Origin of the sequence: Streptomyces sp. ME19-01-6, from assembly GCF_033793745.1 — a bacterium.
Lineage (GTDB): Bacteria > Actinomycetota > Actinomycetes > Streptomycetales > Streptomycetaceae > Streptomyces.
Genome location: NZ_JARAXF010000012.1, coordinates 226923 through 249572 on the forward strand (window position 1 = coordinate 226923; position 22650 = coordinate 249572).

The following is a 22650-nucleotide window of genomic DNA, read 5'->3' on the forward strand; positions in this document are numbered from 1 at the left end:
TGAGCGGAGCTTCCACAGGGGCCGACGGGGTGCGGGCCCGTCGGGTTTTCCTCAGAGGTACTCGGTCGCCGCGTCGAGCAGCCAGTCCGCCAGATAGCCGGCGAACGTCGAGCGCACAAGGACCCAGAATCCGGCCCTGGGTTCGCCCCGGGCGACCAGGACGACCTGTGTGCGGCCCAGTGTCGTCTGGGCACAGCGGCCGGAGCCGAAGACCCGCGGATGCAGGTCCAGCGAACAGCCGTGGGCCAGCAGGTCATGGGCGCGCGGGCCCGCGACGAGGAGCGTGGTGCGCTGTGCGGAGACGTCGGTGACGGAGACGGGCTCGTCGCCCGCGGCCTCCCGGATCCGGCTCTCCAGGTCCCGCTCGCTCCCCGGCGGTCCCACCAGCAGCCACTCGTCCGGGCCGAGCCACAGCGCGGTCAACTCCCCCGCGCGCACGACGGTGTTCGGCTGGAGTGGCAGCTGGAGGTCCAGCGCGAGCCCGACGGCTGCCGCCGCCGCTCCCTTGGCGTCCAGGCGCACGTTGAGCTGGGTCAGGAAGGGGAGTTCGGCCAGCCTGATCGCACCCCCGGACGAGCGGGTCGCGGCGGCCAGGCGGTCCGCGGCCTGCGACAGCGGGCTGCGGAGCGGGACGGTAAGGGCGGTGTCAGCCATCGCGGCGAGCTCCCTCGGGGTCGTAGAGGACAGGACCGGCGACGGTCACCGGCACCAGCTGGTCGCCGACGGGGGCGTACAGCCGCTCGCCGATGCGGTCCCGGCCGCCCTTGATCAGGGCGAGCGCGAACGTCCGGTCGAGTGCGGCGCTGCGATAGCTGGAGGTGACATGGCCGAGCATGGGGACGGGCGGGGCCGGCAGCACACCATCGGCGATCAGGTGGGTGCCCTCCGGGAGGAAGGTGCCCGGGTCCTCGGGGAGCAGGCCGACCAGGTGCTTGCGGTCGGGGCGGGACGTGTCCGCGCGGGCGTAGGACCGCTTGCCGATGAAGTCGGGCTTCTTCTTCGACACCGCCCAGCTCATGCCGAGATCCTGCGGAGTCACCGTGCCGTCGGTGTCCTGTCCGATGATCGGGTAGCCCTTCTCGGCACGCAGGACGTGCATGGTCTCCGTGCCGTACGGGGTGATGCCGTACGGGGCGCCGGCCTCGTACACGGCCTCCCACAGGGCGAGGCCCTGCCACGGTGACACGTTGATCTCGAAGGCGAGTTCGCCGGAGAAGCTGATCCGGCAGACCCGGGCCTCGATGCCCGCAACGGTCGTCTCCCGCCAGGCCATGAACGGGAAGTCGTCGTTGGACACGACGAGTTGGGGCGCGAGGGAGGCGAGGACCTCACGGGACTTCGGACCGACGAGCGCGACCGTGGCCCACTGCTCGGTCACGGAGGTGCAGTGGACCTTCAGCTCGGGCCACTCGGTCTGGTGCCACTCCTCCATCCAGTCGAGTACGGCGGCGGCGTTGCCCGTCGTCGTGGTGACCAGGAAGCGCTCAGCGGCGACGCGGATGACCGTTCCGTCGTCGAAGACCATGCCGTCCGGGCGGCACATGACGCCGTAGCGGATCATGCCGACCTTCAGGGTGCTCATCATGTTGGTGTAGAGCCGGTCGAGGAAGACGGCGGCGTCCGGGCCCTGTACGTCGATCTTGCCGAGGGTGGAGGCGTCCATGAAGCCGACGCTCTCGCGGGTGGCGGCGCACTCGCGCAGTACGGCCGCCTCCATGTCCTCGCCGTCCTGCGGGTAGTACCAGGGGCGCTTCCACTGGCCGACGTTCTCGAACAGGGCGCCGTGCGCGACATGCCACTCGTGGATGGCGGTCGTGCGGACCGGGTCGCTCAGCACACCCCGGTCGCGGCCGGCGAGAGCGGCGAAGGAGACGGGCGTGTACGGCGGGCGGAACGTGGTCGTGCCGAGCGCCGAGATGTCCACGCCGAGCAGTTCGGCGACGACGCCACTGGCCAGGATGCCGGAGGTCTTGCCCTGGTCGTTGGCGGTGCCGGCGGTGGTGTAGCGCTTGGTGTGCTCGACCGAGCGCAGACCGGCGCCGGTCGCGCGGGCCAGGTCGTCGACGGTGACGTCGCGCTGGAGGTCGACGAAGCGGGGACCGTCCGCGGCACCCGGGACGACGTACACGTGCATCGGCGGCGTCGGCCGTGGCTGCGCGGGCACCTCGGGCAGGCGAAGCGCCTCGGGCGGGTAGCCCTCGGCCTCGATGGCGCGGGCACCGGCGGCCGCGCCCTGTGCCAGGACCGTGGCCGGATCGAGGACGCCGCTCGCGCTGCCGGCGACCTCGACGGCCTGACGGCAGGTGTCGGGGACGAAGGAGCCCAGCGTCTCGTCGTGGCGCAGCTTGCCGCCGGACTGGCTGAACAGGTGCGCCACCGGGTTCCAGCCGCCGGAGACCAGCAGCAGGTCGGCGGCGAACTCCCGCTGCCCCGCGGACTCTCCGTACGGTGCGACGGTCACGGCGGTGAGGCGGGCCTCGCCCTGCGTGCCGGTGACGGCGTGCCCGGCGAGTACCTCGATACCGGCCGCCCTCGCGCACTCGGCCCACTCCCCCGGTTCGGGGCGGGTGTCGACGATCGCCGCAACGGCCAGGCCCGCCGAGGCGAGGTCCAGGGCCGCCGCGTACGCGCTGTCGTTGGTCGTGAAGACCACAGCGTGACGGCCGGGCAGAACGCCGTGGCGGTTGACGTGGGTGCGGGCCGAGGAGGCCAGCATCACGCCGGGGCGGTCGTTGTTCGCGAACGCCAGCGAACGCTCGTGGGCGCCGGTGGCGAGGACGACCCGGCGGGCACGGATGCGCCAGACGCGTTCGCGGGAGACGTCCTCGGGGGCGGCGGCGCCGAGGTGGTTGGTGCGGCGCTCGACGGCGAGGAGGTGGTTGTCGTCGTAGTAGCCGAAGACGGTGGTGCGGCGCAGGACACGGACCTCGGGGGCGGCGTCGAGCTGCTCCGTCACCTCCCTTACCCAGTCGAGGTGTTGGGCCGTGCCGAGGAGGCTCCCGCCGAGTTCCGGCTGGTCGTCGGCGAGGATGACGCGGGCGCCGCTTCCCGCTGCGGCCGCCGCTGCCGCGAGGCCGGCCGGGCCGGCGCCGACGATCAGCAGGTCGCAGTGGGCGTGTACGGCGTCGTAGCGGGCGGGGTCCGGTTCGGTGGCGAGGCGTCCCTGGCCGGGGAGGCTGCTCGCGACCAGGCCGTCGTAGAGCTCGACGGCCGTGGCGGGGAGCATGGGCTCCGGGAAGGGTTCCTCGATCTGGACGACCGCGTTGGGTTCTTCGACGCCGGCGGAGAAGATGCCTCGGGGGCGGCCGAGCTTGATGCTGGTGCCGGCCTGGATGACGCCGTTGGCGAGGAGGGCGGAGGCGAGGGTGTCGCCTCGGTAGCCCTGGTATTCGGTGCCGTCGAAGGTGAAGGTGAGGGGGGTGTCGCGGTCGATGCGGCCGCGGGTGGGGTGGCGGTGGGGATTTTCCTCGCCCCCGCCGCCCCTACCCGTCCCATCCTGAAGGGGCTCCGCCCCTTCGACCCCGCCAGGGGGCTCCGCCCCCTGGACCCCCGTCGGCCCTGAAGGAGCCTCGCCCTCAAACTCCCCCAGAGGGGCAACCCCCGGACGGGCTGCGACAGCCGACCTCGGCTCAACGGGTGCCGGGCGGTCCTCGCCCGACCTGTACACCGTCAGGATCTCGTTCGTCGACGTGTCCCGTACCGCGTTGAACCACCGTCGGCAGCCCGCCGCGTGGCTCCAGCGCTCGGCGAAGGGGCCCTTCGGGTTGTCACGGAAGAAGAGGTAACGGGCCCACTCCTTGTCGGGGAGGGACGCCGGGTTCTCCGGGTACGGCACGTGGGCCTGGCCGCCGTAGTGGAACTCGGCCTCGTCGCGGGGCCCGCACCACGGGCAGGGGATGAGCAGCATGGGTTCGGCTCCCTAGTGGGCCACCGCGGCAGCGCCGTGCTCGTCTACGAGCGCGCCGGTGGTGAAACGGTCGAGCGAGAAGGGGGCGTTGAGGGCGTGCGGGGTGTCGTGGGCGATGGTGTGGGCGTAGACCCAGCCGACGCCCGGGGTGGCCTTGAAACCGCCCGTTCCCCAGCCGCAGTTGAGATAGAGGTTGTCGACGGGGCTGAGCCCGATGATCGGTGAGGCGTCGGGGCTGGTGTCGACGATGCCGCCCCAGGTGCGCAGCACGTGGGCGCGGGCGAAGACCGGGAACAGCTCCAGGGCCGCCGCCATCTGCTCTTCGATGATGTGGAACGCGCCGCGCTGGGTGTACGAGTTGTACGCATCGATGCCCGCGCCCATCACCAGCTCGCCCTTGTGTGCCTGGCTGACGTACACGTGGACGGCGTTGGACATGACGACCGTGGGGTGCACCGGCTCCAGGAGCTCGGAGACCAGGGCCTGCAACGGATGGCTCTGGATGGGCAGTTCGATACCCGCCATGGCGGCGAGGACCGAGGTATGGCCCGCCGAGCAGAGTGCGACCTTGCCGGCCGCGATGGGGCCGAGGTTGGTCTGGACTCCGACTACGCGGTTGCCAACCACGTCGAGGCCGGTGACCTCGCAGTTCTGGATGATGTCGATGCCGGCGGCGTCGGCCGAGCGGGCCAGGCCCCAGGCGACGTAGTCGTGCTTGGCGATCCCCGCGCGCGGCTGGTACGTGGCGCCCAGGACCGGGTAGCGCACGTCCTGCGAGATGTTGACGATCGGGCAGACTTCCTTGACGCCGTCCGCGTCGAGCCACTCCGCGTCCACGCCGTTGAGGCGGTTCGCCTCGACCCGGCGCACGCTGTCGCGGACGTCCTGGAGGCTGTGAGCCAGGTTCAGCACACCGCGCTGGGAGAAGAGGATCGGGTAGTCGAGCTCCTCCGCGAGGCCCTCCCACAGCTTGAGCGCGTGCTCGTAGATGCCGGCGCTCTGGTCCCACAGGTAGTTGGAGCGGATGATCGTGGTGTTGCGGGCCATGTTGCCGCCCGCGAGCCAGCCCTTCTCCAGCACCGCGACATTGGTGATGCCGTGGTTCTTGGCGAGGTAGTGCGCGGTGGCCAGACCGTGTCCGCCGCCGCCGACGATCACCACGTCGTACGACCGCTTGGGCTCGGGATTGCGCCACAGCCAGTCGGGGTGGTCGGGCAGGTCTGCGCCGGGGATGCGGGGGCTCATCGGACGTCTCCGTCTTCTGAAAAATGCGGATTCTGCGGGTGCTCGGGGGCGTGCACGTTCATACGGCGGTGGCGTTCCTCTCGGCGGCCTCGACGACGTTGGCCAGCAACATCGCCCGGGTCATGGGGCCCACACCGCCGGGCATCGGCGCGATCCAGTCGGCGACCTGGGCGGCGTCCGGGTGGATGTCGCCGACCAGGCCCTGGTCGGTGCGGGTGATGCCGACGTCCAGGACCGCGGCGCCGGGGCGCAGCATGTCCTTGGTGACCAGTCCGGGCGAGCCGGCGGCGGCGATGACGATGTCCGCCTCGCGTACGTGCCAGGCGAGACCCTTGGTGCCGGTGTGGCACAGGGTGACGGTGGCGTTCTCGGAGCGGCGGGTGAGGAGGAGGCCGATGGGGCGTCCTACCGTGATGCCCCGGCCGATCACACAGACGCGTGCTCCGGCGAGCGGTACGTCGTGGCGGCGGAGCAGTTCCACGATGCCGCGCGGGGTGCACGGCAGCGGTGCCTCGACGCCCAGGGTGAGCCGGCCGAGGTTGACGGGGTGCAGTCCGTCGGCGTCCTTGGCCGGGTCCATTCGTTCCAGTACGGCGTTTGCGTCCAGGTGGCGCGGAAGCGGGAGCTGGACGATGTAGCCGGTACAGGCAGGGTCGGCGTTGAGCTCGTCGATCGTCTCCTCGACCTGCTCCTGTGAGGCGTCGGCGGGCAGGTCCCGGCGGATCGAGGAGATGCCGACCTGGGCGCAGTCGCGGTGCTTTCCGCCGACGTAGGCCCGGCTGCCCGGGTCGTCGCCGACCAAGACCGTGCCGAGGCCCGGCGGGCGGCCGCCCGTGGCCGTCAACTTGACCATGCGCTCCGCGAGTTCGCGGCGGATGTCGGCGGCGGTCGCCTTGCCGTCGAGCAGCTGTGCGTTCACCGGCGGTGTTCCTTCCCTCGGAGTCGGCGCGGGGTGTCAGCCACGGAGGCGGGACATGGTGGGGTCGAACAGGGGTTCCTCGGCGACGACCGCCTCGACGCGCTGGTCGAAGTAGCCGATCTTTACGGGCGTGCCGGGAGTGGTGAGCTCGGCCGGGAGCCACGCGTAGGCGATGCCCTTGCCGATGGTGTAGCCGTAGGCGGCGCTGGTGACGTAGCCGACCGGGCGGTCACCGTCGTACACCGGCTCCTTGCCCAGGACGACCGACCGCGGGTCGTCGATGGTGAGGCAGGTGAGCTTGCGCCGTACGTCGGCCTTGCGCCGCTCCAGCGCGCCCTTGCCGATGAAGTCCTCCTTGTCGGCCTTGACGGCGAAGCCGACGCCGGCCTCGTAGGGGTCGTGCTCGTAGGTCATGTCGGTGCCGAAGGAGCGGTAGCCCTTCTCCAGGCGGAGGCTGTTGAAGGCGCCGCGGCCGGCGATGACACCGCCGAGCGGCCCCGCCGCCCGCAACAGGGTGTCCCACAGCTTCAGGCCCTGGTCGGCGGTCGTGTAGAGCTCCCAGCCGAGTTCGCCGACGTACGACAGGCGCATCGCGGTGACGGGCACGGAGCCGATATAGGCGCGCTTGGCACGGAAATACTTCAGGCCGTCGTTGGAGAAGTCCTCGTCCGTCAAGGGCTGCAGGACCTTGCGGGCGAGCGGTCCCCACAGGCCGACGCAGCAGGTGCCGGGGGTGATGTCGCGGACCTGGACCGTGCCGTCGGCGGGGAGGTGGCGGCTGAACCAGTCGAGGTCCAGGTTGCCGTTGGCGCCGACCTGGAAGAGGTCGTGGGCGAGGCGGGCGACGGTGACGTCGCTCCGGATGCCGCCGTCGTGGTCGAGCAGCAGGGTGTAAGTGACCGAGCCGACCGACTTGGCGACCTTGCCGGTGCACAGGCGCTCCAGGAACTCGGCGGAGCCGGGCCCGGTCACCTCCAGGCGCTTGAGGGCCGTCATGTCGTACATCGCGACGGTCTCGCGGGTGGCCTGCGCCTCGGCACCGACGATCGGCGACCAGAACTGCGCGGCCCAGTCGTTCGGGGTGGGGATGTTGCGGCCCTCGACCAGCTTCGCGTTGGCCTCGTACCACTGCGGCCGCTCCCAGCCGCTCGCCTCCAGGAAGAAGGCGCCGTGCTCCTGCTGGCGGGTGTGGAAGGGACTGGTGCGGATCGGGCGCGGGGCGCCGGACGGCTGCAGCGGGTGCAGGATGTCGTAGACCTCTACGAAGTTCTGGCAGTCGCGGGCCAGTACGTACTCCGGGGACAGCTGGTGCGGCTCGAAGCGGTTGACGTCGCACTCGTGCAGGTCGAAGGACGAGCAGTGACCGTCGACCAGCCATTCGGCCAGCGCCCGGCCCACGCCCGCAGAGTGGGTGACCCAGACCGCCTCGGCGACCCAGAAGCCCTTGACGTCCGGGGACTCCCCGAGGAGCGGGAAATTGTCGGTGGTGAAGGAGAACAGGCCGTTGATGCCCTCCTCGACCTTCGCCTCGCGCGTCGAGGGGAGCAGGGACTGGGTCTGGCTCCATGCCTCCTCGAAGTCCTCCTCCGTGAACTTCAGGATGGACGGCATCTGGTCGGCCTCGTCGACGGAGAGGATCTCGTCGGCGGTGATCGGCATGGGGCGGTGGCCGTAGTAGCCGATGCCGAGGGTGTCGAAGCGGTCGCGGTAGTAGAGGTCGGCGTCCTGGTGCCGCAGGATCGGGCGGACCGCCTCCTCCGTCTGGCCGACCAGGGCCGGGACGGGGCCGGTCCAGGCGAGCTGGTGGGCCAGGGGGGTGAGCGGAAGGTTCATGCCGACCATGCGGGCGATCTTCGGGCCCCAGATGCCGGCGCAGCACACCACGATGTCGGCTTCCAGGTCGCCGTGGTCGGTACGGACGCCGGTCACCTCGCCGTCGGCCTTCAGGACGTCGAGGACTTCGTGGCGGGCCAGGAAGCGCACACCGCGCTGGGTGGCCCGGCGGATCTGTGCCTCGACGGCGAGGACCGCCTTGGCGAGACCGTCGGTCGGGACGAGGAGGCCGCCGAGGACCTTGTCACGGTCGACAAGCGGGTGCTTCTCGACGCACTCGTCGGCGCTCAGGATCCGCGACTCGATGCCCCAGGCGGTGATCCAGCCGTGCCGGCGGTGCAGTTCCGCGAGGCGCTCCGGCGTGGTCGCCACTTCGAGGCCGCCGACCTGGAGGAAGCAGGGCTTGCCGTCGACGTCGAGGGAACAGAACTTCTCGACGGTGTAGCGGGCCAGCTCCGTCATGGTCTTCGAGGAGTTCGTCTGGAAGACCAGGCCGGGGGCGTGCGAGGTCGAGCCTCCGGTGGCCGGGAGCGGCCCCTGGTCGACCACGGTCACCTCGGTCCAGCCCCGCGCCGAGATCTCGTCCGCGAGAGCCGCGCCGACGACTCCCGCTCCGATGATGACCACACGCGGTCCCGCCATCGCCGCACCTCCGGTTTGTTCACCAGTCGAGCCGATCGAGTTGCTGTGTACGCAACTTGATTCAGGTTGCGCAACTCAATGTGCCTGGCGCGCAGGTGGGTGTCAAGGGTTGCGGGACCTCCGAAAACGGGCCGGAACACAAGCCGGGACACGCGCCGCGACATGGCCCGCGACATGGCCTGAACACGGCGATGCCCGGCGGGCGGTGCGCGTGGTGTGCGCACCGCCCGCCGGGCGTGATCCGACCGGTTTCCTACTCTCTGGCTCCGGCGCTACTTGATCCAGGCGTCCACCTTGTCGCGGTTGGCCTCGACCCACTTCTTCGCCGCCGCCTCGTCGGACAGCTTGTCCTGCGCGATGTACTTGGCGACCTCGTTCTGGTCGTCGTTCGTCCAGTTGAAGTTCTTCACCAGGTTGTAGGCGGGGCTGCCGGACTTGGCGAACTTCGCGCTGACGATCTTGTTGAGGTTGTACACGGGATAGTCGCAGGCGACCTTCGCCGCGTCGGCGTCACAGCCGTCCTTGTACGCGGGCAGGCTGACCTTCTTCAGCGGGACCTCGGACAGGAACCACTGCGGCTCGTAGAAGTAGCCGATCACCCACTTCTTGTTCTTCTCGGCGTCGCGGAAGGCCGTGATGAGGGCGGCCTCACTGCCCGCGTACACCACCTTGAAGTTCAGGTTCAGGTTCTTCACCAGCGCCGCGTCGTTGGTGACGTACGACGGGTCGCCGTCCAGGAGCTGGCCCTTGCCGCCCGACTCCGACGTCTCGAACTTCGACGCGTACTTGTTGAGGTTCTTCCACTGAAGGATGTCAGGGTGCGCCTTGGCCAGCCACGGCGGCACGTACCAGCCGATGACGCCCTTGTTGCCGGTCTGGCCGGCGTCCATGGCGGTCTTCTGCTGGTCGATGTACTTCTTCACCAGGTCGGCGTGGCCCCAGTTCTCCAGGACCGCGTCGACCTCGCCGGAGCCGAAGCCCTGCCAGGCGATCTCTTCCTTGAGGTTCTTCTTGTTGACCGTACAGCCGAGGTCGTGCTGGGCGACGTACGCGACGACCGCCGCGTCCGCCTCGTAGCCCACCCACGGGTTGACGGCCAGATTGAAGGTGCCGCACTTGCCCGAGCTTCCCGAGCCCGCGGAGGAGCTGTCTCCGACCTTCGCCCCGCCGCACGCGGTGAGGGTGAGGCCGAGGACGGCCAGGCCGGCCGCGCCGGCTCGCCAGTGTCTTGCCATGGTGTCGTGCTCCTTTAAGCGCCTGCGCGTCGCGCCGCTGCCTGAGTGATCCGGTCGAACATGACTCCGAGCAGTACGATGGCGAGTCCTGCCGCCAGCCCCTTGCCGTACAACTCTCCCCGCGAGAAACCGGCCACGACGTCGTAGCCGAGGGCGCCCGCGCCTACCAGGCCGCCCACAACAACCATCGACAGCACGTAGATCAGGCCCTGGTTTGTGGCAAGCGTCAGGGCACTGCGTGACATCGGCAGTTGAACCTTGGTGATGATCTGCCAGGTGTTGCACCCGGCGGAGGTGGCCGCTTCCACGGTGGTCTCGGGCACGGCCCGGATCCCGTCGGCGATGATCTTCATGGCGACGGGCGCCCCGTAGACGATCGCGGCGACGATGGCCGTGAAGCGGGTGGGGCCGAACAGCGCGAGGAACGGCACGAGGTAGACGAACGGCGGCATGACCTGGGCCGCGTCCAGGGTGGGCCGGATCATGCGGTCGGCCAGCATGCTGCGGCCCATCCACACCCCGAAGACGATGCCGAGGATCATCACGAGCACCGTCGCGACGAGCGTCGAGGCCATCGTCGTCATGGCGTCCGACCACACGCCGGAGGCGACCAGCAGGCCCACGCACACGGCCGTGGTGATCCCGGCCTTCCAGCCGCCGAGCACCACTGCCAGTGCGACCAGCACCGCGCCGACGAGCCACCACGGGGAGTCGGTGAGCAGTGTCTGGAACGGGTTGAGCAGGCCGTTGGTGATGGCGTCGCGGACGGCGTTGGTCAGGCCCGACAGGTTGTCCTGCACCCAGTTGGCAGCGGTGTCCGTCGCGCTCGCGATGTGGGTGCCGACGGTGCCGTCACCGGGGAAGTCGGCCGCCCACACGTAGGTGTTCGACAGGTAGACCAGGACCACGGTGACCACGGCTCCGGCGCCCAGCAGCGGCCGCCGCCACTTCTCGAAGCGGTTCTTGGAGTTGCGGGCGTGCTCCTCGCGGGCGCTGGCCGCGGTCGTGACCCGGTCCAGCACGATAGCCATGATCACGATGGCGAGGCCCGCGTTGAAGGCCGTGCCGACGTCGAGCGACTGCAGTGCCTGGAGGACGTTCACGCCGAGGCCCGGTGCGTTGATCAGGGCCGCGATGGTCACCATGGCCAGGGCGGCCATGATGGTCTGGTTGACGCCCATGACCACGGTCCGCTTGGACATCGGCAGCAGGACCTTCAGCAGCGACTGGCGGCGCGTGGCGCCCAGTGAGTCGGCCGCCTCGACCGTCGTCTTGGACACGTTGCGGATGGCGTGCGCCGTGATGCGGATCGTCGGCGGGGCCGCGTAGATCACGGTGGCGATCGTGGCGGACGCGCCGCCGATGAGGAAGAACAGGGTCAGCGGCGCCAGGTAGACGAAGGTCGGCATCGTCTGCATCAAGTCCAGGAAGGGCGTCATGAGCCGGTTGAACCCGTCCGAGAGACCGGCCCACACCCCGAGCGGGATCGCGAACAGCAGGGCCACGAACACCGCGCACAGGATGAGCGCCAGGGTGTCCATGCTCTCCTGCCACAGTCCCTGCAGCCCGAAGAAGGTGAAGCCGGCCACGGCCAGCAGCGCGACCTTCCAGTTGCCCACGGCCCAGGAGACGAATCCGGCGAGGCCCACGACGCCGAGCCAGCCAATCTCGGGGACCGGGCGGGCCCCGGACGGCTGGGAGATCAGGTGCTGGACGAAGGTCACCAGGTCGTCGATGACCAGCCGGATCTCGTTGAAGAAGTACAGGAAGAGCGGGTTGGAGTTGCGGTTGGCGCCGATGGAGTCGTAGAAGTCGTTGATCCACCGGTGCAGATCGGTCAGATCGGCCACCGCCAGGGACAGAGTCTGCTTGCCGCGCAGGACGGCGAACAGCACCAGCCAGACGACGAGGACCGCGCCGATCACCACCGGCCGGCTGACCTTGCGCACGCTCCTGGCGGGCGCGGCCGGTTCCGCGGCCTCTGTTTTCTCGGGTTTCTCTATGGCGACGGTCATCACGCGCCGCCTTCCTGCCCGGCGACCACCGCGAGGATCTCCTCGTCGCCGACGATGCCGAGCAGCTTGCCGTTCTCGACGACCTTGACCGGCTTGTCGGCCGCGAGCACCGCCCGGGTGGCCTCCTTCACCACGACGTCCGGGCCGAGCTCGGGGCCGTCCAGGGCGTCCCCGTCCTCCGGCGGGCGCATGATCCAGCGCAGGGTGAGCACGTCACCCCGCGGCACGTCCTTGACGAACTCGCGGACGTAGTCGTCGGCGGGGGCGCCGACGAGCTCGTCGCCGGTGCCGCACTGGACGGTCCTGCCGTCCCGCATGATCAGGATGCGGTCGCCGAGCTTCAGCGCCTCGGAGAGATCGTGGGTGATGAACACCATGGTCTTGCCGACCTCGTGGTGCAGCCGGATGACCTCGCTCTGCATGTCACGGCGGATCAGCGGGTCGAGCGCGGAGAACGGCTCGTCGAAGAGGAGGACGTCCGGGTCGCCCGCCAACGCCCTTGCCAGGCCCACGCGTTGCTGCATACCGCCGGAGAGCTGGTCGGGGTAGGAGTTCTCGTAGCCCGCGAGGCCGACCAGCTCGACGACTTCCTGGGCCCGCTTGGTGCGCTCGGCCCTGCCCATGCCGCGGATCTCCAGACCGAACGCCACGTTGTCCACGACGCGGCGGTGGGGCAGCAGACCGAAGTGCTGGAAGACCATGGAGAACTTGCGACGGCGCAGGTCGCGCAGGCGTTTGTCGTCGGCCTGGCGGATGTCCTCGCCTTCGAAGACGATCTCACCGGCGGTGGGTTCGATCAGCCGGGTCAGACAGCGCACCAGCGTGGACTTGCCGGAGCCGGACAGGCCCATGACGACGAAGACCTCGCCGGGCGAGACGTCGAAGTGAACGTCTCGTACGGCGGCGGTGCATCCGGTGCGGTCCATGAGCTCGCGGCGGGTGAGGCCGCACAGCTCCTCGGAGTCCGGCACCTGGTCGGCCTTCGGCCCGAACACCTTCCACAGCCTGCGCACGGAGATGACCGGGGTGGAGCCCGGGTCCTGGGGCGTGCCGCGCCGCTGCGGCACCTCGGTCTGTGTGGTCACGTTCGACCTTCTTTCGGCGTTCAGCCGCGGAACCAGTGCTGCGGCCGGGGTTGGATGTTCTGCCAGATGTGCTTGGGCTCTCGGTACTCGTTCAGGCCGGTCGGTCCCAGCTCCCGGCCCACGCCCGAGTGCCCGAAGCCACCCCATTCCGCTTGCGGCACGTAGGGGTGGTAGTCGTTGATCCACACCGTGCCGTGCCGCAGCCTGCGGGCGACGCGCTGGGCCTTCCCGGCGTCCTGCGTCCACACGGCCCCGGCGAGCCCGTACTCGGTGTCGTTGGCGATGCGTACGGCGTCGTCCTCGTCGGTGAAACGCTCCACGGTGAGCACGGGCCCGAAGGACTCCTCGTGCACCACCCGCATGTCCTGCCGGCACTCGTCGAGCACGGTGGGCGGGAAGTAGTGGCCGTTCGCGAGGGCGGGGTCGTCAGGCCGTACGCCGCCGCAGCGCAGCACCGCACCCTCGGCCACACCGGCCGCCACATACGCCTCGACCTTCGCCAGGTGCTGCGCGGAGATCAGCGCCCCGGTCTCGGCCTCGGGGTCGAAGGGGCCGCCCAGGCGGATCTGCCGGGCCCGGCGGACCACCTCGTCGACGAAGCGGTCGTGCAGCGAGTCCTCGACGATCAGCCGGGCGCCGGCCGAGCAGACCTGCCCGGAGTGCAGGAAGACGGCCGTGAGCGCGAAGTCCACGGCCGTCTCGAAGTCGGCGTCGGCGAAGACGACGTTGGGGTTCTTGCCGCCGAGCTCCAGCGCGACCTTCTTCACGCTCGCGGCGGCCGTCGCCATGATCCGTTTGCCGGTCTCCAGACCGCCGGTGAAGGAGACCATGTCGACCCGGGGGTCCTCGGAGAGCGGCGCACCGACCTCGGGCCCGGTGCCGAGGACAAGGTTCGCGGCACCGGCCGGCAGCCCGGCCTCCTCCAGGGCTCTCATCAGCAGGATCGAGGTGGAGGGGGTGAGCTCGCTGGGCTTGAGGACGATCGTGTTGCCAGCGAGAAGGGCCGGGGCGACCTTCCAACTCGCTTGCAGAAGTGGGTAGTTCCAGGGTGTGATCAGTCCGCAGACCCCGACCGGCTCATAGACCACGCGGCTCACGCCGTCGTCCCGGCCGGTGTCGATCACCCGGCCGGCGTCGGTGCCGCCGAGCCCGCCGTAGTAACGGAAGCAGGAGACGACGTCGACGATGTCGTACTCGCTCTCCACCAGCCGCTTGCCCGAGTCCAGCGACTCTGCGCGGGCGAACTCCTTGGCGTCGCGCTCGATCAGGTCGGCGGTGCGCAGCAGCAGGGCGCCGCGCTCACGCTCGGGGGTGTGCGGCCAGGGCCCCTCGTCGAAGGCCCGGCGGGCCGCGGCGATCGCGGCCTCGGTGTCGGGGCGGGTTGCCTCCGATACGGTCGCCGCGAGCGTACCGTCGGCGGGACACCGGATGTCCCGGTGTCCACCGGCGACCGGATCCCGCCATTCGCCATCGACATACAGGTCTGCCACGCGCCGAGCCTTTCCATGGAAATTCGTTGCGCATCGTGCATCGTATTGCTTGTGGTGGAACACAGTGGCGAATGGACAGACCGGCGTCAAGAGGTTGGCTGATGACGATTTCACCATGCGCACCTTTACTCGCCCACCCTTGACCACAGGCGACACCGAGCCGACTATGTTGCGTATCGCTCACCTTGTTGTGCAATGCGCACCGACGGAGGCCGCACATGTCCCCTCGCCCGCAACCTGGCCGTGAGTACGTCCTCACCCTCTCCTGTCCTGACAGCGCGGGACTGGTTCACGCCGTGAGCGGCTTTCTCGTCAGGAACTCCGGAAACATCCTGGAAAGCCAGCAGTTCGACGATCGACTTCAAGGCCGCTTCTTCATGCGGGTCCACTTCGACGTCTCCGACCCGAACGTCAAGCTGGAGTATCTGCGCTCCCGGTTCGGCCCGGTCACCCAGGCCTACGGCATCTCCTGGACCCTGAACGAAGCGGCCACGCCGACCCGGACGCTGATCATGGTGTCGAAGTTCGGCCACTGCCTGAACGACCTGCTGTTCCGCCGGCGCACCGGCGCGCTCAACATCGAGATCCCGGCGATCGTCTCCAACCACCGCGACTTCGAGAAGCTCGCGGAGACGTACGGCGTCCCCTTCCACCACATCCCGGTGACCAAGGACAGCAAGGCCGACGCCGAGGCACGGCTGATGGAGCTCGTGCGTGAGCTGGACGTCGACCTGGTGGTGCTGGCCCGCTACATGCAGATCCTCTCCGACGACCTGTGCAAGCAGCTGGAGGGCCGCGCCATCAACATCCACCACTCCTTCCTCCCCAGCTTCAAGGGCGCACGCCCCTACGACCAGGCGTACCAGCGCGGAGTCAAGCTGGTCGGCGCGACAGCGCACTATGTGACGTCGGACCTGGACGAGGGGCAGATCATCGAGCAGGACGTGGTCCGCGTGGACCACTCGCTCGACCCCGGCGACCTGGTCACGGTCGGGCGGGACGTGGAGGCGCAGGTCCTCGCACACGCGGTGAAGTGGCACAGCGAGAGCCGCGTGATGGTGGACGGCAACCGCACGGTGGTCTTCCGCTGAGCCGTATACGACAAGGGCGGGACCGGATTCCGGTCCCGCCCTTGTCGTATACGGCGCCGGGAGCAGCGGACCAGGTCACGGGGGCTGCTGGAGAAACGCGATGAGCTCGGCCGTGAGCTCCGCGGGGGCGTCCTCCTGGACGAGGTGGCCCGCGCCGGAGAGGGGTTCGAAACGCGCGCCGGGGACGAGAGCGGCGAGCTCGCGCCCCTTCGCCACCGGGATCCAGGTGTCGTCCTCGCCCCAGCAGACGAGCACGGGGATGCCGATCTCGCCGTACCGGCCCTGGATCTCGTCGGTGTGGCGCTGGTCGGCCTGGGCGATCTGCCGGTAGAAGGCGGCCTGGCCGGGGTCGTTCAGCCAGGGCTCGACGAGTCGGTCCAGCACAGCCGGATGCAGGCCGGGACTGCTGGCGGAGGCGACGTACTCACGCACCAGGGCTGCGTGCAACGCGGGCGGCAGCCGCTCGAACACGTGGGCGTTCTCGCGGACCAGCCGGAAGAACGGCGAGCCCCACGGCGCCAGCGCGACCGGGTCCACCAGGGCCAGTGCCCGGTACCGGGCGCCGTGCAGCAGGTGCGCCCGCAAGGCGACGGCACCGCCGAAGTCGTGGGCGACCACGAGCGGTTGCTCCAGGCCCCAGTGGCCCACGAGTTCGGCGAAGACGCGGCCCTGGGCGGCCAGGGACACCTCTTGCCCCGCGGCCTTCTCCGAATGTCCATAGCCGGGCATGTCCCAGACGAACACCTGATGGTCACGGGCGAGCGAGCGGGCCACGGCACGCCACTCCTGGTTCAGCCGCCCAACCGGTCCAGCAGCGCGCGGCGCCACCGCTCCGTCTCGGCGATCTGGTTGAACGTGAACAGGTGCAGCCCGACCACCCCCGCCGATGGTGCGGTGAGGGCCTCTTCCGTGCGGGACAGCAGCCGCTCGGGCACATAGCCACCGGGGGCCGCGAAACGCACGAACCACGAGGCGTGCCTGGTCAGGAAGCGCGTCGACTCCCCCACCCCGATCTTCGTGGCCATCGCCAGCAGCTTCGCCCGCTGCACGGGCCCCGCGACGCCCACATGAACCGGAAGGGTGACGTCCCGGCGCCGTATACGAACGAGCCACTCCCCCAGCACCCGCGGGTCGAAGCACAGGTTGCTCACGATGTACGTGGCGTGCTCGCGCTTGTCCCACATCGCCTGGACGGTGATGTCGTCGTGGATGAGCGGATGGCTCTCGGGGTAGCCGGTGACGCCGACGCGGGCGAAGGGTCTGCCCAGCTCGCTCAGCCCGCGCAGCACCGGCAGGGCCCCGTCGTAGACTCCCGCCGGCGGGTCGGAGTCGCCGGCGGGGACGAAGACGTCGTCCACGCCGGACTCGCGGAGCCGGGCCGTGACCTCCTTCAGGTGTACGTCGTCCCGCAGCAGCCGCGCCGGCACGTGCGGGACGACACGGTAGCCGTGCGACGCAAGCCGGCCAGCGAGGTCGAGGGTCGGCTCCAGGCCCTTGACCGGCGACGCCGTCACGGTGACGACGACGTCGCGCGGGACATGGGCGAGGACCTTGTTTTCGGTCGTCTTCGCGGGCAGCACCTCATAGCGGACCCTGTTCAACAGCGCCCGGAGCCCTGTGGCGCCCAACTCCTACTCCGCCTGCTTCTGGACGTGACGGTGGCGGTAGTACGCGGCCTTCGACGGCGCGAGCGACTCCTTGCCGAGGATCAGGTCGGCGGCCTTCTCGGCGACCATCATCACCGGGGCGTAGATGTTGCCGTTGGTGACGTACGGCATCACGGACGCGTCGACGACCCGAAGGCCCTCCACGCCGTGCACCCGCATGCTCGTGGGGTCGACGACGGACATCTCGTCGGTGCCCATCTTGCAGGTGCAGGATGGGTGCAGGGCCGTCTCGCCGTCCTTGGCCACCCACGCGAGGATCTCCTCGTCCGACTCCACGGACGGGCCGGGAGAGACCTCGCCGTCGTTGTAGGGGGCGAGCGCGGGCTGGTTGAGGAGCTTGCGGGCCACCCGGATCGCCTCGACCCACTCGCGGCGGTCCTGCTCGGTGGAGAGGTAGTTGAACCGCAGTGCCGGGTGCTCGCGCGGGTCCCTGCTCTTGATCTTCACCGAGCCGATGGCGTCGGAGTACATGGGCCCGACGTGCACCTGGTAACCGTGGCCGCCGGCGGGCACGGAGCCGTCGTAACGGACCGCGATGGGCAGGAAGTGGAACATCAGGTTGGGGTAGTCCACGTCCTCGTTGCTGCGGGCGAAGCCGCCGGCCTCGAAGTGGTTGGTCGCGGCCGGGCCCTTGCGGAACAGCCACTGCAGGCCGATGAAGGGGGCCCGCCACTTCGCCAGGTACGGTTGCATGGAGACGGGTTGCTTGCAGGCGTACTGGATGTACACCTCCAAGTGGTCCTGCATGTTCTCGCCGACGCCCGGCAGGTCGTGGACGACATCGATGCCGAGCGCGCGCAGTTCCTCGGCGTTGCCGACGCCGGAGAGCTGCAGCAGCTGCGGGGAGTTGATGGCGCCGCCGCACAGGATGACCTCTTTGGCGCGGACCTGCTGGAGCGCGCCGCGGCCGCGCTGGTACTCGACACCCACGGCGCGCTTGCCCTCGAACAGGACGCGGGTGACCAGGGAGCGGGTCCTGACAGTGAGGTTCGGCCGCTTCATCGCGGGCTTGAGATACGCCTTCGACGCCGAGAGCCGGCGTCCGCGATGGACATTCCGGTCAAACTTGGCGAAACCTTCCTGCCGGTAGCCGTTGACGTCGTCCGTGGGCGCGTAACCCGCTTCCCGCGTGGCCTTGAGGAAGGCGGCGAAGAGAGGGTTGGACGCCGGGCCTCGTTCGAGGACGAGGGGGCCGTCGTGGCCGCGGAACTCGTCGTCCGGATCGGCCGCCAGACAGTTCTCCATGCGCCGGAAGTAGGGCAGACAGTGCGCGTAGTCCCAGGTCTCCATGCCGGGATCGGCGGCCCAGCGCTCGTAGTCCATGGGGTTGCCACGCTGGAAGATCATGCCGTTGATGCTGCTGGAGCCACCCAGCACCTTGCCGCGCGCGTGATAGACACGCCGGCCGCCCATGTGGGGCTCGGGCTCGGACTCGTACTTCCAGTCGTAGAACCGGCTGCCGATGGGGTAGGTCAGCGCCGCGGGCATGTGGATGAAAACATCCCACGGATAGTCCGACCGGCCGGCCTCCAGGACCAGCACCCGGTTGGCCGGGTCCGCGGAGAGCCGGTTCGCCAGCGCACTGCCGGCCGAACCGCCACCGACGATGACGAAGTCGTATTGCACAGGAGCCATGGTGCCTCGTCTCGCTCGCGCCGTAGATATGCGAGGCATGCTAAACCCGGTCGCGTCATACGCACCAGGTTGCGAACAGCGCAACTTCAGGATTTTGATTTCGACAACGTTATCTGCAGTGACGTTGTTTACTACGCGTATAGTCTCACTGTGAGCAACTACAGCCCTGACACGGAAACGTCGAATTCACATGCTGGCGGTGTGCAGTCGGTGGACCGCGCCATTAGCGTCCTGGAGATCCTCGCTCAGCGTGGCGAGGCGGGCGTCAGCGAGGTGGCGGGCGAGATCGAGGTGCACAAGTCGACTGCCTTCCGGCTGCTCGGCGCGCTGGAGGCGCGCGGTCTGGTGGAGCAGGCCGGCGAGCGCGGCAAGTACCGGCTCGGCTTCGGCGTCGTCCGCCTGGCCGGCGCCGTCACCAGCCGCATCGACATCACCCAGCAGGGCCGGCCGGTCTGCGAACGTCTCGCCGAGGAGCTCGGTGAGACCGTGAACATCGCCGTCATGCAGGAGCACTACGCGATCAACCTGTACCAGGTGCGCGGTCCAGGAGCCATCACCGCTCACAACTGGGTCGGCCAGCTGACCCCCCTGCACGCCACCTCCAGCGGCAAGATCCTGCTGGCGCATCTGCCCGCCAAGGAGCGCGCCTCGCTGCTGTCCTCCGTGGGCATGCAGAAGGTCACCCCGCGCACCATCACCGCCAAGACGAAGCTCGAGAAGAACCTCGCCGAGGCGCGGGAGCGTGGCTACGCCTTCACGCTGGAGGAACTGGAGGTCGGTCTGCACGCGATGGCCGCACCGGTCCGCAACCGGGACGGCGACGTCATCGCGGCGCTCAGCGCCTCCGGGCCCGGCTACCGGCTCACCGAGGAGCGTCTGCACGAGCTCTCCCCGGTGCTACTCAAGGGCGCCCAGGAGATCAGCCACCGGATGGGCTACCTGGGCTGAGTCAGGCCCGAGGCGCGCCCAGGCGCTCGTTCACCCAGTCGTGGAAGGCGCCGATGTGGTGCTCGCTGGGCACCAGCACGCCACCCTTGGCATACATCCGCGAACTCATTCCGGGCTGGGTGCGCTCGCAGGCGTCGAAGTCCTGCTGGTTGACCCGGTGGAAGAGTTCCACGGACCGACTGACGTCCTTGCCGCTCTCGACGACGTGCGGGAGGTACAGCCAGTCACACTCGACGACCGTGCGGTCCACGGACACCGGGTACATCCGGTGGAAGATCACGTGGTCGGGGACGAGGTTGATGAAGACCTGGGGTTTGACGGTGATCGCGTAGTAGCGGCGGTCCTGGTCGTCGGCGACCCCGGGGATCCGGTCCAGCCCCTGCGAGCCGTCGACCGTGAAGCCCTGGACCTCGTCACCGAACTCCGCGCCGTGGCCGACGTAGTACTGGGCGGCGTAGCCGTCCGCGAACTCCGGGAGCACCTCGGTGAGTTCGGGGTGGATCGTGGCGCAGTGGTAGCACTCCATGAAGTTCTCGATGATGAGCTTCCAGTTCGCCTTCACGTCGTAGACGATCCGCTTGCCGACGGAGAGGTTGTCGATGTCGTAGCGCTCGATCGACTCGACGTCGCCGAGGCGGGCGACGATCTCACCGATGACGTCCTCCTCGAAGGAGGGCGGGTTCTCCGCGAGGCAGACCCACACATAGCCGAGCCACTCGCGCACGGCCATGCTCACCAGTCCATACTCGGTACGGCCCACGTCGGGCATCCTGGTGAGGTTGGGCGCCGCGACGAGCTTGCCGTTCAGGTCGTACGTCCAGGCGTGGTACGGGCACTGGAAGGCCCGCTTGACCTCGCCGGTCTCCTCGGTGCAGAGCTTGGCGCCGCGGTGCCGGCACACGTTGAAGTAGGCGCGGATGGAGTTGTCCCGGGCTCGGGTGACGAGGATGCTCTCGCGGCCCACGTCGACGGTGCGGAAGGCTCCGGGCTTCACCAGCTCGGAGGCGCGCGCGACGCAGAACCACATGGTCTCGAATATGTGCTCCTGTTCCTGGGCGAAGAACTCCGGGTCCGTGTAGGAGGAGCCGGGGAGGGTGGCGATCAGGCTGTCCGGCAGGCTGGTCGAGGTCACGGTGCACTCCTCGGGAGAACGTCGTGGAGGGGTCATTCACGCGCCGGGAAGAGCGACTTCGGACGGCGTTGTGTATAGAGCAACATTGCGTGCTATGTGCAACCGCAGCATGGGATGCCGCTGGGGCGGTGTCAAGATGCGGGCGGCGTCGGAATGCGGGCGGCGTCAGGATGCGGTGGCGAGGAGTTGCTTGCGCCAGCGCGTGAACAGCCGCGGCTGGTTCATCCCGAGCACCGCGACCAGGTTCCCGGCCCGCCGGTAGACGGCCAGGACGTCGCGGTCGTCCGTGGTGCCTGCCTCGACGGTGACGGTGTCCGCGCCGACCGCGTGACCCGCGAACTGGATCTTCACGCCGTACTGGTCGGACCAGAAGTACGGCGGCCGGGGCACACCCGGTTCCACCGCACCGCCCGCCAGCAGGGTGGCGACCGCGGCGTCGGGCCGTTCCCGCGCGCCGGTCCAGTGCTCGACGCGGCGATGGTGACCCACGCGCGGGTCGTACCAGTTGGCGCAGTCGCCGACCGCGACCACGCCGGCCAGGCTGGTGCGGCCGTCCATGCCGCACTTGACGCCGTTGTCGAGGGCGATGCCCGAGCCTTCCAGCCACTCGACGCACGGGCGTGCGCCCACACCAACGACGACGATGTCGGCGGGGATGCTGCGGCCGTCCTCCAGCAGGACGGCGTCGACGCGGGTCTCCCCGCTCAGCCCCTTGACGCCCACACCGCACTCCAGCCGTACGCCGTGGTCGGTGTGGAGGGCGGAGACGATGGCGCCCATGGTCTCGCCGAGCGGTCCGGCGAGCGGTGTCGGGGCGGCCTCGACAACGGTCACGTCGAGGCCGAGGGCGTACGCGGTGGAGGCGACCTCGGCTCCGACGAAGCCTCCGCCGATCACCACCAGCCGTCCCCCGCGGGACAGTTCGTCCCGCAGGGCGCGGGCGTCGTCCAGGGTGCGCAGGGTGTGCACTCCGGCCAGCCCCTCGGAGCCGGGCAGCGTGCGTGCCGCGGCGCCCGTCGCGATGACGATGCCGTCGGCCTGCACCTTCCGTCCGTCGGCGAGCCGCAGGGTGCGCGCCGCGTGGTCGAGTCCGGCGGCACGGACGCCGAGCAGCCACTCCGCCCGGAGGTCCTCGCCATCAGCCTCCAAGGCGAGTTCGGCCTCGCCGAGTGTGCCGGCCAGGAACCCCTTGGACAGCGGGGGCCTGTCGTACGGGCGGTGGAGTTCGTCTCCGATGACGACCAGCCGGCCGTCGTAGCCCTGCTTGCGCAGTGAGCGCGCCGCCGACAGTCCGGCCAGCGAGGCGCCGACCACGGCGACCGTCCTCACGCGGGACCCCCGGCGAGCCGGGCCGAGATGCAGGGCGGCAGGTTGGGCGCGTCGGTGGACAGACGGACGTAGATCATGCCGTCCTCGACGTGGACCTCGTGCGTCCGGACCGGGAGCTTGGCCGGCGGGGCGTCGACCGCACCGGTCCTCAGGTCGAACTTGGAAGCATGCAGCGGGCATTCCACCTCGCAGCCCTCCAGCCAGCCGTCGGCGAGCGACGCGTCCTGGTGGGTGCAGGTGTCGTCGATGGCGAAGAGTTCGCCGTCGTCGGTGTGGAACACCGACACCGGCGGATCGATGTCGAGCCGGTGAGCCTCGCCCTGGGGGAGATCCTCAAGACGGCACGCGGGAATCATCATGACACCTCGGGTGCGTATAGCGAAACGGATTGCGGTAAGCGCAACATCAGTCTGAGGTCGCCCTGAACCCTTGTCAAGGCATCCAGAGGGCACTCTGAGGCCGTTCATTTCGTTGCGC

Annotated in this window: 16 protein-coding genes and 1 pseudogene; 2 read left to right on the plus strand and 15 right to left on the minus strand. The window is 69.5% G+C overall.

Annotated elements, in window-relative coordinates; genetic code table 11:
- Positions 1–51: 51 nt before the first annotated feature.
- The 9 genes from PV419_RS26470 to PV419_RS26510 all read right to left on the minus strand — a co-directional run bounded on the left by PV419_RS26470 (position 52) and on the right by PV419_RS26510 (position 14371).
- Positions 52–654, minus strand: coding sequence for a sarcosine oxidase subunit gamma (locus tag PV419_RS26470; RefSeq protein WP_319693050.1), 603 nt, complete (start codon positions 652–654; stop codon positions 52–54).
- Positions 647–3907 carry a sarcosine oxidase subunit alpha family protein gene (locus PV419_RS26475; RefSeq protein ID WP_319693055.1) on the minus strand — a complete coding sequence of 1087 codons (3261 nt, stop codon included), beginning with the start codon at positions 3905–3907 and terminating at the stop codon, positions 647–649. Before PV419_RS26475 ends, PV419_RS26470 begins: the two co-directional genes overlap by 8 nt.
- A 12-nt stretch (positions 3908–3919) precedes the next feature.
- Complete coding sequence (locus tag PV419_RS26480) at positions 3920–5152, minus strand: sarcosine oxidase subunit beta family protein (protein WP_319693059.1); 1233 nt, start codon at positions 5150–5152, stop codon at positions 3920–3922.
- 58 nt (positions 5153–5210) lie between these two features.
- Positions 5211–6071: a bifunctional methylenetetrahydrofolate dehydrogenase/methenyltetrahydrofolate cyclohydrolase gene (locus tag PV419_RS26485; protein ID WP_319693064.1), complete on the minus strand. Its 861-nt coding sequence runs from the start codon at positions 6069–6071 to the stop codon at positions 5211–5213.
- A gap of 36 nt (positions 6072–6107) precedes the next feature.
- Positions 6108–8546: an FAD-dependent oxidoreductase gene (locus PV419_RS26490; RefSeq protein ID WP_319693070.1), complete on the minus strand. Its 2439-nt coding sequence runs from the start codon at positions 8544–8546 to the stop codon at positions 6108–6110.
- 272 nt (positions 8547–8818) lie between these two features.
- Positions 8819–9781: an ABC transporter substrate-binding protein gene (locus PV419_RS26495; RefSeq protein ID WP_319693077.1), complete on the minus strand. Its 963-nt coding sequence runs from the start codon at positions 9779–9781 to the stop codon at positions 8819–8821.
- A 14-nt stretch (positions 9782–9795) separates the two neighbouring features.
- Positions 9796–11796: an ABC transporter permease gene (locus tag PV419_RS26500; protein WP_319693082.1), complete on the minus strand. Its 2001-nt coding sequence runs from the start codon at positions 11794–11796 to the stop codon at positions 9796–9798.
- Entirely contained in the window at positions 11796–12881 is a 1086-nt protein-coding gene (locus PV419_RS26505; protein ID WP_319693094.1) for a glycine betaine/L-proline ABC transporter ATP-binding protein, read from the minus strand. The genes PV419_RS26500 and PV419_RS26505 overlap by 1 nt, the downstream gene beginning before the upstream one ends.
- A gap of 20 nt (positions 12882–12901) precedes the next feature.
- The gene (locus PV419_RS26510; protein WP_319693098.1) at positions 12902–14371 is read right to left on the minus strand and encodes an aldehyde dehydrogenase family protein; all 1470 of its coding nucleotides are present in this window, start codon (positions 14369–14371) and stop codon (positions 12902–12904) included.
- A gap of 218 nt (positions 14372–14589) precedes the next feature.
- Between PV419_RS26510 and purU the strand changes: the two genes are divergently transcribed.
- On the plus strand, positions 14590–15462 hold the full coding sequence (gene purU, locus PV419_RS26515; protein ID WP_319693111.1) for a formyltetrahydrofolate deformylase: 873 nt from the start codon (positions 14590–14592) through the stop codon (positions 15460–15462).
- 75 nt (positions 15463–15537) lie between these two features.
- On the opposite strand, the pseudogene PV419_RS26520 reads toward purU, so the two are convergent.
- From PV419_RS26520 to betA, 3 genes and pseudogenes are all read right to left on the minus strand, one after another.
- Positions 15538–16245, minus strand: a pseudogene (locus PV419_RS26520) (alpha/beta fold hydrolase); the annotation flags it as partial.
- An 8-nt stretch (positions 16246–16253) separates the two neighbouring features.
- On the minus strand, positions 16254–17090 hold the full coding sequence (locus PV419_RS26525; RefSeq protein ID WP_319693116.1) for a 5,10-methylenetetrahydrofolate reductase: 837 nt from the start codon (positions 17088–17090) through the stop codon (positions 16254–16256).
- A gap of 3 nt (positions 17091–17093) precedes the next feature.
- A complete protein-coding gene (gene betA, locus PV419_RS26530) occupies positions 17094–18764 on the minus strand; it encodes a choline dehydrogenase (protein WP_319693126.1) in 1671 nt (556 codons plus the stop codon).
- Positions 18765–18965: 201 nt separating this feature from the next.
- On the opposite strand from betA, the gene PV419_RS26535 reads away from it, so the two are divergent.
- A complete protein-coding gene (locus PV419_RS26535) occupies positions 18966–19712 on the plus strand; it encodes an IclR family transcriptional regulator (RefSeq protein ID WP_319693131.1) in 747 nt (248 codons plus the stop codon).
- Between the two features lies 1 nt (position 19713).
- On the opposite strand, the gene PV419_RS26540 is transcribed toward PV419_RS26535, so the two are convergent.
- The 3 genes from PV419_RS26540 to PV419_RS26550 form a co-directional block, all read right to left on the minus strand.
- Entirely contained in the window at positions 19714–20844 is a 1131-nt protein-coding gene (locus PV419_RS26540; RefSeq protein WP_319693136.1) for an aromatic ring-hydroxylating dioxygenase subunit alpha, read from the minus strand.
- Between the two features lie 165 nt (positions 20845–21009).
- Positions 21010–22173 carry an NAD(P)/FAD-dependent oxidoreductase gene (locus PV419_RS26545; RefSeq protein WP_319693139.1) on the minus strand — a complete coding sequence of 388 codons (1164 nt, stop codon included), beginning with the start codon at positions 22171–22173 and terminating at the stop codon, positions 21010–21012.
- The gene (locus tag PV419_RS26550) at positions 22170–22532 is read right to left on the minus strand and encodes a bifunctional 3-phenylpropionate/cinnamic acid dioxygenase ferredoxin subunit (RefSeq protein ID WP_319693143.1); all 363 of its coding nucleotides are present in this window, start codon (positions 22530–22532) and stop codon (positions 22170–22172) included. Before PV419_RS26550 ends, PV419_RS26545 begins: the two co-directional genes overlap by 4 nt.
- Positions 22533–22650 lie beyond the last annotated feature (118 nt).